Source organism: Paraburkholderia suaedae, assembly GCF_040812055.1.
GTDB lineage: Bacteria > Pseudomonadota > Gammaproteobacteria > Burkholderiales > Burkholderiaceae > Paraburkholderia.
In genome coordinates, this window is sequence record NZ_JBFOAH010000007.1 from 150,548 (window position 1) to 162,727 (window position 12,180).

Below are 12,180 nucleotides of genomic sequence, written 5' to 3' on the forward strand. Positions count from 1 at the left end.
ACATGCGCGAGCTTGCCTTTCTAGTGCGCCTCGCAGCGGCGCTGGCCAGGCTTGGCGTCCTGATTTCTGTCCTCTATATGCAGTCAGCAGAAGCACAAATGGTGGTCGTGGCTACGACGAGTGACGTTGCAAGCCTGGTCAAGGCAGTGGGAGGCGACCTCGTTCATGTCAAAACCATTATTCCACCGACGACGGATCCCGAGGCATTTGAGCCTCGGGCCAGCGACTTTGCGAAGCTGGCCGACGCTGAGCTCATCGTTCGCGTCGGCCTGGGCTATGACTATTGGATCGACAGGCTCACGGATCGACTGCAGCGGCCGGAGCTGCAGCAGGGCAGTCCACGCTCGGTCGATACTTCGACGGGTGTGCCGCTGCTGGAAGTGGCTGGCCGCGATCCGCTTGCTCAGGACGACGGTCACGGACATGGCATGGCCAATCCGCACTATTGGCTGGACCCCGTCAATGCGGAAACGGTCACGGCCAACATAGCGGCCGGCATCATCCGGGTCGCGCCCAGCGCGCGTGACACAGTGGCGGCAAACAGGAACCGGTTTCTCGCTGAGCTACATCAGCGGCTGGCGACCTGGTTAAGGCAACTGGCTCCCTACCGCGGCGCAGCCGTTCTCGCTTATCACAACGGCTGGCCTTATTTCGCACGCCGCTTTCAATTGAACATCGTCGGCTTCATTGAGACAAAGGAAGGCGTGCCACCGAGCGCGGCACACTTGTCCAAGCTGATCGCGGACCCAAGCGGCGTGCGAGCCATTCTGCAAACCCCATTCGAACTGAAACGCTTTTCTGAAATGCTTTCTGCGCGTATGGGGGTACCTGTCGTTACGCTGGCGCCTTCCGTAGGCAGCGTGGCGCAGGCGACAGACTACCTGAGCATGATGGATTACAACGTTGCCGTGCTCTCGCGCACGCTCGCACCGGCTACACGGTGACTTGAAAGTGGCGATCTCACCGTACGATCTTGTCACGCTACTCGCGCCACCTTTTGCGGCGAGCGTGTTATTCGTTGCTATCCATGTCAACTTTGGCTTGCACGTGCTGAAACGTGGTGTCATTTTCGTCGACCTTGCTCTTGCGCAGATGTCCGCACTGGGTGCGACCATCGCGTTCGCGTCTGGGCATCTCCCGACGAGTACTTGGGGTCTTGTCTACACTTTTCTTTTTTCCGCGATCGGAGCGGCGCTGCTCACTGCCGGACGCGGCTTGCCGAAGGTTATCAACAAGGAAGCGTATATCGGCATCCTGTACGTCGTTGCCACCGCGGCAACCATTCTCGCCGTCGACCGTTCGCCGCAGGGTGCGGAGCATGTCAAGCAGATCCTGGTAGGCAGCATCCTTACCGTTTCCGCAAGCGAATTGCCAAAATTCGCGATCCTTTACGGAGGGATCGGCGCCTTTCACTGGATCGCACGTCGCCCTTTGCAGGCTGCATCCGAAGCTGCGGCAGCAGGTCACGCTGGAAGCTCTTTGATCTGGGACTTCCTGTTTTATCTGTCTTTCGGCGCTGTGGTCACGAGTTCTGTGGCGACGGCAGGCGTGCTTCTTGTGTTTTGTTTTCTAATCATCCCCGCAATCATCGGGTCGCTATTCGCGCGCCGCTTCACCGGTGCGCTGATGATCGGCTGGCTCGGCGGAGCGACGGCTAGCGCGTTCGGTCTGGCCGCATCGTTCGAATTCGAGCTGCCGGCAGGCGCCGCCATGGTCATCGCATTCGCCTTGGCGCTCGCGGTCGCGGTCATTCTACGGGGGTTTATCTCGGTGCCGGCGGAGCACCGTAGGCACCGGTTTCGCATCATTGTCCGGTATATATCGGTAACCATTCTGACCACCGTATCGGCGACCATGATTTGGCTCATGGCCATGCCGGGCGCAGACCAGCCGATGCTTGACGTGATGGAGTGGGCCGTTGGCATCGGTCCTGAGACGTTCTTGACGCCGAGCGAGCGGGAGATTTATGCGGACGCCAGGAGAGAGGTCCGTGTTCGTCAATCACAGGCAACCCAGCAGACGAATGTAGAGCGGCGCTCGCGTTGGCAGGGGGCGCCGCTTTCCGACGACGCGGTGCGGCGCATCGGCGCGTTTCAGCAAGCCTTCAACGAGATGGCGCGCGGTGAAGATTTCGTGGTCGAGTCACTCTCCACACGTGCCCGTGAGCGCGAACGCTGGTATGTCGGACCGGCGATTCTGGCCGCTGCCATTCTGGGCCTCGTAATCGTAGTTCCACGCAGACTGCGTGCACGCTTCTTTAGCAGGTCATGGTCGCTTCTCGCAGCACGGATGCTCAGACGTCACACTTTTTAGCCGTGCAGTTGACGAATTGACCGTCGCGATCTTACTCGCTTAACCACCTGTAACAATAAGGTATCCTAACGAATCAGGAAGCCGCGTGGTTTTTGCCCTCTGCCGGTGGCATTGGAAATTCTGCCAGGCGCGTAGCTATGCCACGTGCTCGCGCTCGCCTGCGTGAATGGCTCGCGCAGGCGTCGCAGGTTGGGAGAGTCTGGTGAGACGTCTTCCCCAACCGGTGCCCCTTCCGTTCAACAACCGTGAGAAATAGCAAGATGAGGAAATTGGCTTCGAGAATGGCCGCTGCAGGTGTCGTGGCTGCACTGATGACGCCGGCAGCATGGGCACAGTCGTCGGTCACACTGTACGGCGTCGTCGATGCGGGGATTGAGTTCGTGAACAAGGTCGGCCCGCAAAGCAATACCGTCACGCGCATGTTGAACCTGTCCGGCACCGTGCCGTCGCGCTGGGGTCTGCGAGGCACCGAAGATCTGGGCGGTGGGCTCAGTAGCGTGTTTGTTCTCGAATCGGGGTTCGCGCCGGGCACGGGTACGTTGAACCAGGGCGGGCGTCTGTTCGGTCGTCAGGCGTGGGTTGGCCTTCAGTCCAACAGGTGGGGCCAGATTGGCTTTGGTCGCCAATACACGATGCTCCTTTGGGCGACCCTAAACTCGGACATTCTCGGTCCTAACGTCTATGGCTTGATGGACAGCTACCTCGCCAATGCTCGCGCCGATAATTCCCTCTCCTACAAGGGGAAGTTGGGCGGACTGACCGTTGGTGCCACGTACAGCTTTGGTCGGGATGCGACGGCAGTTGCAGTTCCTGGCCCATCGGCGACAAATTGCCCCGGCCAGAATCCTGCGGACAAACGCGAATGTCGCGAATGGTCGGCGATGGTGATGTACGAAACCGACCGGTGGGGCGTGAGCGCAGCCTACGACTCGTTGAGCGGCGGCCCCGGTGCCTTTGGAGGTCTTAGCCGTAGCAATATCAGGGATGACCGCGCAGTACTGAGCGGTTACCTGGTTGCGGATCGCGCCAGGATCGGTGCGGGTGTTATAGCGCGCCGCAATGGAGCGCTCGCGACGCCGCGTAGCAACCAGTATTTCGCAGGTGTGTCGTACGACGTTCGGCCGGACGTGAACCTCGCAGCGGAAGCCTACTACCTGGACTACCGCCACACTGACAACAGGGCGTGGCTTGGCGCGGTGCGCGGAACCTACTTGTTGTCCAAGCGCACCTCGATCTACCTGACTGCCGGCTATGTCGACAACAGTGGGCAACTTAATATGACGGTAAGTGCAGGCGCCACGGGTGCCAATCCCGTTCCAGGCGGGAACCAGTTTGGCGTGACAGCCGGTATCAAGCAGATTTTCTAAGGTGCATCTGCAGCCGGCCGGCGATCGGTGCGGCTGTAGAAAGCGCTTGACGGAGGACGCCCGCGCGGCTGTCCAGACGCAGGACCGGTCAATTGCACATGTTCTACATTTCGCTGTCGGAGCAGAAAAGGCGCCGTTTCTTTGACGAAAATCCGGCCGCAATGCGTTGGATTCTTGAAATTCATTTGCGCGACCCACTGGGGCGCTTTGGCGCATTCTTCGAGGCCATGCTGTTGGATGATAGCCACTACGTCTAATCCGATTCGCAAGGCTGCGCCGGTCGCCTGTTGGCGACGGCGGTGAGGCGGAAAGGCTGGAAGTTGCCGCGCTCGAGTTTTGACTCGCGATTCGTTGGGCTCAGCAGGCGAGAGGTAGAAGCGGGGGAAATGTCAGGCACTTACGGCGTCGACAAAGCACCGTTCAGGGGCTTTGCTTCCTTAGACGCCCCGAAGCAAATTCGGATGTCGTTGTAAATAGCGATTCTCGTGACCTCGTACTCTATTGCTGCACAACAACAGTTGGCTCAATAAACCAGTTATGCTCTGCACTGCGCCAGTGTCTCTATACGGCGTCGGACTCACGGGGCGCGAGAAACGGTGTGAGAACGAGCATGGCGAGCGCAACCGTGTACGCGAGCCACAGTGGGGCGTGAAACGAGCCGGTTAGGTCCCGCAAAACGCCGACAACCAGCGGCCCAATGGCGGCAACCAGGTAGCCAACCGTCATGACGAACGCGTTCCACGAGTTCACGTCGTCCACCCGTTGTGCGTTGTCGAGGGGCAATGTCATTCCCAAGGTGAGGCCCCCTCCAAGACCAAATGCTCCGACAGCCACCCAAACGTAAGGCATCAGAAGGGGGGCTAACGCGAGCCCCAGAATCCCTGCTGCTGCCAGCGCGGCGCAAAGCGCCAGCCACCCGCGACGATCGTGCGCCCGGCTTAGCGCACCGAACACGGGGATGCCGACCGTAAATGTCACCGTGTAAGTCGCAAGCAGCAGGCTCGCCGACAGAGTCGAAAAGCCCTGCTCCAGATAAATTGCGGAGATCCAGGACAGCAACGCGAAGAAGAGGAAGTTGTCGCAGGCAAAGAACATCGCGATCAACCAGGCCGTCCGGTTGGTAACGGGCAATGGCGCAGCGCGTGCTGCCTTCGACGTAACAATTTGGATGGTCCGTCTGTCCTGCATAAGTATCGCGAATCCAGCGAACATCGCGATCAGCGCAACGGCAGCCCAGGTACCCATTCCGAGGCGCCATCCGTTTGCGCCGCCCAACGCGGCGATCGGGCCGGTGGCGGCGGCGGAAACCGCGCTGCTGAGCGAAAGCGACATGACGTAAATGCTCATCATCATCGCGACGTTGGCGGGGAATCTGGATTTGATCAGTCCACCGAAAAGCGTTCCGGCGACCGCAATCCCGGCTCCTACACCGGCAGTGGTTAGAACAAGCCCAGCAAAGTTCGATACGAATGTGCGCGCAGCCATTGAACCAAATAGTGCTATCAGCGATACGAGCAGTACCTCGCTTCGTCCAAAGCGCGTCGCGAGCCAGGCGCTGGGCAATGCAAGCAGTCCCATCATCAAGATGGGAACAGTCGCGAGCAACGATGCCATCGCATGAGAAAGTGAGAATGCGCGACTGATGAATGGCAACACAGGACCAATCGATGCGATGCCGGGCCTAAGCGCCATTGCAACGACGATCATCCAGGCGATGGACCGTGTTCGCTCTTTGGCTTCGGTTGAATTTGCACGAGGGCTTTTGACTGTACCAGGTACGGTCGTTGAATCATTCGGAACGGCAGCGTTGTGCGCGCCGCGAGCACGCGTTGTCGCTTGCGCGGTGGCTTTCATATCGATTCCCGACAACTGTGTGACTGAATATCTAGCGGAGTAAGGAGTCTTCCGTTTGCGAACGACTCCTTGGACAACTTAGAACGGCTTTGTAGGCAAGTATTTGCTGTCGAGTGTGATGAGAGCGCGCTTCCCGCCCTCGGGATCATCGATTACCTGAAAGTCCAACTTGAAGTTGATCGCACTGAGAATGCCGTCGCCGAGTTTTTCGTGAACCAGCGCTTTTAGCGTCGACGCGTAGACCTGCACCATTTCATAGAAGCGGTACATCGTCGGATCGGTCGGTACGCCACTGGGGATACTGCCGCGCACCGGGATGGTTTGCAGGAGACGAAGTGCCTCGTCGCCCAGTTCGAGCTTATCAACCACGACCTTTGCGGCGTCGTGCGGCAACGGATGCTGTCCTAGCAGTGCGGCGGTAACGAATGCAATGCTAAGGCCCGTCCCTTCGTTGAGCTGTTCGAACGTGAGATCTTTGCGAATCTTTGCGTCCATGATTGCGTCGGTAAGCGCCTGACGGGGAGATTGGCTATGCAGGGATTGCGTCATGATGAAACTCCTTGGGTTGAAGAGCAGCGAGTATCAGCCTGCGTGGCTTACGGGAGCCGGGACTGCACACACGTGTGGGTTTTCCGCCAGAGAGACGAAGCGACCTGCCGTGCCGTCAAGCGCGTCGATCGAACCGGTTTCGATGTCGTAGACCCAACCGTGCAAAGCGAGGTGCCCCCGGGCGAGCGCAAGCCGCACAGAAGGATGAGTTTTGATGTTGGCGAGCTGGGCGATCACATTTTCGCGCACCAGCGAGTCGATGGATTCGCGTTCGTCGTGGTGCTCGTGCGCCTCGTTGACAACCTTCGCGGAATCCGCGTAACTCAGCCAATTTCGCACAGCCGGCATGTGGTCCATGCATTTGCATGTCGCAATGGCCGTCATCGCGCCACAATTGGAGTGACCGCAAATCACCACGTCGGTGACGCCGAGGGCTGCGACGGCGTATTCGACCGTTGCGCTGACGCCGCCCGGTTCGGGTCCGTACGGCGGCACGATGTTGCCGGCGTTACGGATGACGAACATGTCGCCCGGCTCACGCTGCGTAACGAGTTCTGGAACGATCCGGCTGTCCGAGCACGATATGAACAATGTACTTGGATGCTGTCTCGTCGCAAGCTCCTTAAAAAGCGTGGTGCGCTGCGGCAGCACGTCGCGGCGGAACTTGAGGAAGCCTTCGATGATGTCGTGCATGATTCGCTCCTTTTGTATGCCGGGCCAAGACCCGTTGGAAGGAGAATGCTTGAATCGACCCGTAGCGTCCAAGACCCGTTTATTATTCTGTCCATAGGCAATTCGAATAGTTGAGGGCGTCGATGCTGCTCCGTCACATCCGTTACTTTCTGGCCGTTGCGGAGCACCGCAACTTCACGCGCGCGGCCGAAGCCCTACACGTTTCGCAGCCAACGCTATCGCAGCAGATCATGCAACTCGAGGACACGCTGCGCATCCAATTGCTGGATCGCTCTGGAAGAGCAATCCGGTTGACGGATGCAGGGGCCGCGTATCTGGTCTATGCACAGCGCGCACTGCAGGATCTCGATGCGGGAAGGCGCGCGATTCACGATGTACAGGAACTGAGCCGCGGCTCACTGCGGCTGGCGGTGACCCCGACATTCACCGCGTACCTCGTCGGTCCGTTGCTGGAGAAGTACAACCGACGTTATCCGAACATCACGGTGAATCTGCTCGAAATGCCGCAGGACCGCATGGAAGCGTTGTTAAACAATGATGCGCTCGACGTCGGCATCGGATTCGACAGCACGCGCATACCCGACATCGAATGCCAGGCGCTGTTTGTGGAATCACTGGCGGTGGTGGTCGGCAAGTCGCATCAGTTTGCCAACAGGCGATCGGGGATTACGCTGCGCGAGTTCGAAAAAGAAGTGCTCGTACTATTAAGCGGGGAGTTTGCGACGCGCGACCTCATTGACGGGTACTGCCGGCAGAACGGCGTCGTACCGCGCGTCGCGATGGAGGTCAATTCGATTGGCGCGGTCATGGAACTGGTTCGTCGCAGTACGCTGGCGACGCTGCTGCCTGCCGGGGTCACGCGTCAGAACAGCGAACTCCGCCTACTGCAACTGGAGTCGGCGTTACCGCAGCGGACCGCCGCGTTGCTGCTACGCAAAGGAGGGTATAGAAGCGCGGCAACACGCGCATTCGTTGTGCTCGCGCTGGAGGAGGCTGCAGGCGAGGCGGGCAGCGCACGAGCAGGTACGCGCCCCGGCGCCTAAGCGTCTTTTGGTGACGGTCGGAACGAGATGGCCGTTCCGCGAGATAACTTTATGTGCACGCGCGGCACACAACACGCCGATAGGGCGACTGTTTCAAAACAGCTTCTCCGCTGCCGCGCTCCGGCGGCCGCCCTAGGTCTTAATCCGCCGCGGGGAAGCCGCCAATCCCGACATATGAATTGGGAACCTTGCCGACGGTACTCTTGGCAACGCCGAACAGTTCAGCGGCACGACCTGTAGCATCGGACAATGAGATAGTGTGGAGACGAGGGCCTGTGAGGCTGCTACATATCTATCCGCGCGTTGATGTCACTGCAGACCGGCGTAGACCATCCTGGTGAACTGGTCGCCGTTGAACACGAAGTTTCCCCATTTGGCATCGAAGGCTGCAGTCGGCTTGGCGGCAACGATCTCATCGAGCGATTTTCCCTGTTGCTTTAGCGCCGCAACGTTGCTCCGCACCGTGACCAGCATGTCGCGGAACTCGATCAGTTGAGCGCGATTGCCGACCGCACCATGGCCAGGCACGACGATTGTGTGATCCGTCGTGTATGCGACAGCCTGGTTGGCCCACTTGATCGCGCCGTCGATACTGCCACCATCTTCATTATCGATGTACGGGTAAATTCCGTTCCAGAAGGTATCTCCCAGCGCCAGTACGTCCGCATCCTTGAAATAGACCCACAGGTCGCCATCGGTATGACCGCCGCCGAAATTTTCGACTTCAATGGTGGTTCCTGAGAAGGAAAACGTCTTTCCCTTATTGACCAGAAGCGTTGGACGCGCTTCTACCGACACAGGGTCGAAGGTCCAGTTCCATGCGTTCACATGCGTGATCTCGGACAAATGTTTCATGGTATTCGTGTGAGCCACGATGACCGCGCCCGCCGCATGCATCCATGCATCGCCGTCAGTATGGTCCCAGTGCCAATGCGTGTTGACCACATATTTCAGCGGCGCAGGACTTATCTGGTCCAGTGCGGTCTTCAGCTTTTCCTTTGACTTGCTAATGCCAGCATCGACGAGAAATTTTCCCTCATTCCCTGAGAAGACAGTGATATTTCCACCGGATCCCGTGATGACGGTGATATTTCCGCGCAGGGGTGTCAGGACCAGATCTGAGTCGGCACGACGCAAATACCGAGCGCCTGCACCGGTATGAAAATAGTCGTCCCGCGGTACATCGCTGTTTTGGGCAGGCTGAATAACTGACCCGGCAAGAGCAGTGGCAGGCCCACACAGAATGCCGGATGAAACGAAAAGCGATACCAATACTGCCCGAATGGCATGGCTTTTCATCATCGTTCCAAGTTCGGTAAGTAAATCCATTTGCTGCCCCTTGGTTAAAGCGGACCGAGTCATCCACGCGCCCACCATTATGGAGCAGCAAATTCACTTGGATAGCTTGACGTCAGGAGCATTCCTGCCAGAGTGCGGTCGTTTACTGCCAGGGAACAGGTTTATTCCACAGCCCGCGAGAAGTTGGGCTCCGGGTGGGCCGCGAAAAAAACAGACAAGTCGGTAGTGGGCGGTTTAGCGGGAACCTCGAAGAACATTTCGCAGACCCACCCGCGATGATACGAAGCGTGATTCACGAGGTGCATGAACATTGCGCCGCGCGACATCGTCGAACGCTCGCCGGATATGAACGCGAAGGACAGCTGTTCAGCCAGGGACGCGTCGCTTTGTGCATCGGCCCAGGATTCGAACCATGCGTTCACGTCCTGTTGCGCGCGACGCAAGTCGTCAAGCTCGGCGTGCACGACCACGTTGCGCGTCGTGAACCCGTGTTCCTTGCGTTCGAGATGTGCCTTCCCGATCCGATCGACCACGTAGTTGTGGTTCAGCGTACCGATCATCGTTTTAAATAAAGTCTGTCGTGCCCCGTATCATGGTGGCCGTTGGGCTGCTGTATCTGTTCGGACGCTTTGGACTCACCGGCACCAACCTCGGCCTCGTGATCGGCCATACGGTGCTCGCGATCCCGTATGTAGTCATGACGCTCGCGGCGGGTTTCCAGCGCTTCGACTGGCGCCTGGACGACGCCGCGCGCGTAATGGGCGCGTCGCCGTTGCGGCGCATCACGTCGATCGTCTTGCCACTTCTGATGGCGAGCGTGAGCGCTGCGTTTCTGTTCGCCTTCCTGGTTTCGTTCGACGACCTGACTATCGCGATCTTCGTCTCCGGCGGCATCAACTCGACACTGCCCAAGCAGATGTGGGACGACATCCAGCTCGCTATCACGCCGACGCTCGCCGCCGTGTCGACCACGCTCGTCGTTCTGATCGCGCTCGTCGTCGCGCTTTCCTCGTGGCTCAGACCCAAGACGCGCTAACCCTCGGGCTTTCAACCGGTTCACACATGCATCTTTATTCAGAATACTTTGCTTACCGGCATGCAGACGACGAGCTCGACTGCGTGCCGCTGCTCGCGGCGGGCTTGCGCCGCGATCCGGCGCGCAGCGTCGTGCATTTCGGCGATCGCCACATCACCCGTGAAGACGCCGCGCGGCACATCGCGCAGTTGCAGCGCTGGTTCGCCGAACAAGGTCTCGTGCAGGGCGACCGCGTCGCCGTGATGCTGGGCAACAGTCCCGAGCATATTCATCTGATCTACGCGCTCTTTTTGAGCGGGCTCGTTTGGGTGCCCGTCAACACGAAGCTGCGCGCGGCGGGCCTCGACTATCTGCTGCAGCGTGCGCAGCCCAAGCTCTTCGTGATCGACGACGAATACGAACCGGTGACGACGCAGTTCGATTGCGGCAACGCGCGGCGCACGCATCTGCAGTCATTCGATGCAAGCGACGCGAACGCGGAATTCGCGACGCCAGCGATCGGCGCGCACGATCCGTTGTGCATCATCTATACGTCGGGCACGACGGGCGCGCCCAAGGGCGTCGTCTTCACGCACCGGATGTGCGCGACGGCGACCGGCTCTTTCTATGGGAGCCGTTGTGTCACATTGGCCGCGCGCGAGCGCGTCTTCGCTTTATGTCCAATCGGTGGAAAAGGCCATGAAGGTGCTTACCGCGTTCGACGGTAGCAAGCGTCAGTTGTCGCTCTCCGAGATTTCGTCGTTCACCGCTTTGGACATGAGCGCGACGCAGCGCTTCACTTACACGCTCGCCGCGCTCGGCTACCTTTTCAAGGATCCGGAGAGCCGCAAGTACGAACTGTCGCCGCGGCTGCTGGACTTCACGTATCACTACCTCACGTCGAACGATCTCGTGAGCCGTGCGACGCCGTACCTGCAGCAGCTCGGCTCGGAGACGGAAGAGGCAACCAACCTGACGGTGCTTGACGATACGGATATCGTGTTCGTGCTGCGCATCGTGAGCCGCAACGTGTTCAACGCGCACGTGATTACCGGCTCGCGCCTGCCCGCGTACTGCACGGCGCCGGGTCTCGCGATTCTGGCGACGCTGCCCGACGGCGAGATCGACGACATTCTTTCGCGCACGGATCTCGTGCCTTATACGGCTTCCACGGTGTACCAGCCGCGCAAGATCAAGGAGCGGCTCGTGCAGATTCACAAGCAGGGCTACGCCCATGCGGAAGACGAATACTTCGTGAGCGATATCTCGACGGCGGCGGCCATCACGAACGCGCATGGGCGCGGCATCGGCGCGGTCAACATTGCGGTGGCGCGCTCGCGCTGGCGGGCCGATCGCGATGAAAAGCGCTTCGCCGATCTTGTCATTTCGACCGCCTCGGCCATTTCAACCCGGCGGCGCATCGAATAACGGCGCCTGTCGTGCCCGCGGCTGCTGACGGGACAGTACCGGTTGCGGCGCCGCGCGCCGCTCGCTATGCTCCTAGAGTTCAATCAAACTGCGAGTGACGAAGTGCGGCGCGTGACGGTCAGGAAATCATCGGTGCATGGACGGGGCCTCTTCGCGTTACAAGCGATTCCGGCCCGCCAGCGAATACTCGAATATCGCGGTGAGGTCACGTCCTGGCGACGGGCCTCTGCCCGGTTCCGGCGCTCGGGAACGCCCGGCCACACCTTCATTTTTGGACTGGCCGACGGGAGAGTGATTGACGGCAGCGTCGGCGGCAACAGCGCCCGCTGGCTGAACCACTCCTGCCAGCCGAACTGCGAGGCCGTCGAGGAAGAGCCGGGGCGGATATTCATCGAGACGATCAGAGCGGTGAAACCGGGCGACGAGCTTTGCATCGCGTATGGACTTGTCATCGATGAAGCGATCACTCCCGAATTAGCCGCCGACTATGCCTGCCGCTGCGGGGCGAAGCGGTGTACCGGTTCGATGCTGGCAGGGTGGTCCGATCAACGACCACAAAGAAAACGTCAGCAAAAAGTGGGAAAGGATAAAGGCGGTCGCGGCGAAGAACGCTGACGGC

At 59.6% G+C, this 12,180-nt stretch carries 12 protein-coding genes and 2 pseudogenes; 9 read left to right on the forward strand and 5 right to left on the reverse strand.

Translation table 11 applies throughout. The annotated features are described in order from the left end of the window. The first annotated feature begins 2 nt into the window (after positions 1-2). The 4 genes and pseudogenes from ABQJ48_RS12835 to ABQJ48_RS12850 form a co-directional block, all read left to right on the forward strand. Positions 3-944, forward strand: a complete 942-nt coding sequence (locus tag ABQJ48_RS12835; RefSeq protein ID WP_367838392.1) for a metal ABC transporter substrate-binding protein — start codon at positions 3-5, stop codon at positions 942-944. A gap of 7 nt (positions 945-951) precedes the next feature. Continuing rightward, the gene (locus ABQJ48_RS12840) at positions 952-2,313 is read left to right on the forward strand and encodes a metal ABC transporter permease (RefSeq protein WP_367838487.1); all 1,362 of its coding nucleotides are present in this window, start codon (positions 952-954) and stop codon (positions 2,311-2,313) included. A 281-nt stretch (positions 2,314-2,594) separates the two neighbouring features. Continuing rightward, positions 2,595-3,680, forward strand: coding sequence for a porin (locus ABQJ48_RS12845; RefSeq protein WP_367838393.1), 1,086 nt, complete (start codon positions 2,595-2,597; stop codon positions 3,678-3,680). Between the two features lie 149 nt (positions 3,681-3,829). Continuing rightward, positions 3,830-3,937 (forward strand): annotated as a pseudogene (locus tag ABQJ48_RS12850) (M24 family metallopeptidase); the annotation flags it as partial. 304 nt (positions 3,938-4,241) lie between these two features. Here ABQJ48_RS12850 and ABQJ48_RS12855 read toward each other — a convergent pair. The 3 genes from ABQJ48_RS12855 to ABQJ48_RS12865 all read right to left on the reverse strand — a co-directional run bounded on the left by ABQJ48_RS12855 (position 4,242) and on the right by ABQJ48_RS12865 (position 6,776). Further along, positions 4,242-5,534, reverse strand: coding sequence for an MFS transporter (locus ABQJ48_RS12855; RefSeq protein WP_367838394.1), 1,293 nt, complete (start codon positions 5,532-5,534; stop codon positions 4,242-4,244). Positions 5,535-5,612: 78 nt separating this feature from the next. Continuing rightward, positions 5,613-6,083 (reverse strand): cyanase, encoded by a 471-nt coding sequence (gene cynS, locus ABQJ48_RS12860; protein WP_367838395.1) that lies wholly within the window; start codon positions 6,081-6,083, stop codon positions 5,613-5,615. Between the two features lie 33 nt (positions 6,084-6,116). After that, positions 6,117-6,776, reverse strand: a complete 660-nt coding sequence (locus ABQJ48_RS12865) for a carbonic anhydrase (RefSeq protein WP_367838396.1) — start codon at positions 6,774-6,776, stop codon at positions 6,117-6,119. Positions 6,777-6,898: 122 nt separating this feature from the next. On the opposite strand from ABQJ48_RS12865, the gene cynR reads away from it, so the two are divergent. Beyond that, positions 6,899-7,819, forward strand: a complete 921-nt coding sequence (gene cynR, locus ABQJ48_RS12870) for a transcriptional regulator CynR (RefSeq protein WP_367838397.1) — start codon at positions 6,899-6,901, stop codon at positions 7,817-7,819. 309 nt (positions 7,820-8,128) lie between these two features. Here the strand turns inward: cynR and ABQJ48_RS12875 are convergent, their stop codons facing one another. Both ABQJ48_RS12875 and ABQJ48_RS12880 read right to left on the reverse strand, forming a co-directional pair. Next, positions 8,129-9,148, reverse strand: coding sequence for an MBL fold metallo-hydrolase (locus ABQJ48_RS12875; RefSeq protein WP_367838398.1), 1,020 nt, complete (start codon positions 9,146-9,148; stop codon positions 8,129-8,131). 131 nt (positions 9,149-9,279) lie between these two features. Next, a complete protein-coding gene (locus tag ABQJ48_RS12880) occupies positions 9,280-9,678 on the reverse strand; it encodes a DinB family protein (protein WP_367838399.1) in 399 nt (132 codons plus the stop codon). Between the two features lie 17 nt (positions 9,679-9,695). Here ABQJ48_RS12880 and ABQJ48_RS12885 point away from each other — a divergent pair. The 4 genes and pseudogenes from ABQJ48_RS12885 to ABQJ48_RS12900 form a co-directional block, all read left to right on the forward strand. Then, positions 9,696-10,154, forward strand: a pseudogene (locus tag ABQJ48_RS12885) (ABC transporter permease); the annotation flags it as partial. A gap of 26 nt (positions 10,155-10,180) precedes the next feature. Next, entirely contained in the window at positions 10,181-10,861 is a 681-nt protein-coding gene (locus tag ABQJ48_RS12890; RefSeq protein ID WP_367838400.1) for an AMP-binding protein, read from the forward strand. Beyond that, positions 10,761-11,561: an IclR family transcriptional regulator gene (locus ABQJ48_RS12895; RefSeq protein WP_367838401.1), complete on the forward strand. Its 801-nt coding sequence runs from the start codon at positions 10,761-10,763 to the stop codon at positions 11,559-11,561. The genes ABQJ48_RS12890 and ABQJ48_RS12895 overlap by 101 nt, the downstream gene beginning before the upstream one ends. A gap of 102 nt (positions 11,562-11,663) precedes the next feature. Continuing rightward, positions 11,664-12,176 (forward strand): SET domain-containing protein, encoded by a 513-nt coding sequence (locus tag ABQJ48_RS12900; protein ID WP_367838488.1) that lies wholly within the window; start codon positions 11,664-11,666, stop codon positions 12,174-12,176. Positions 12,177-12,180: the final 4 nt, after the last annotated feature.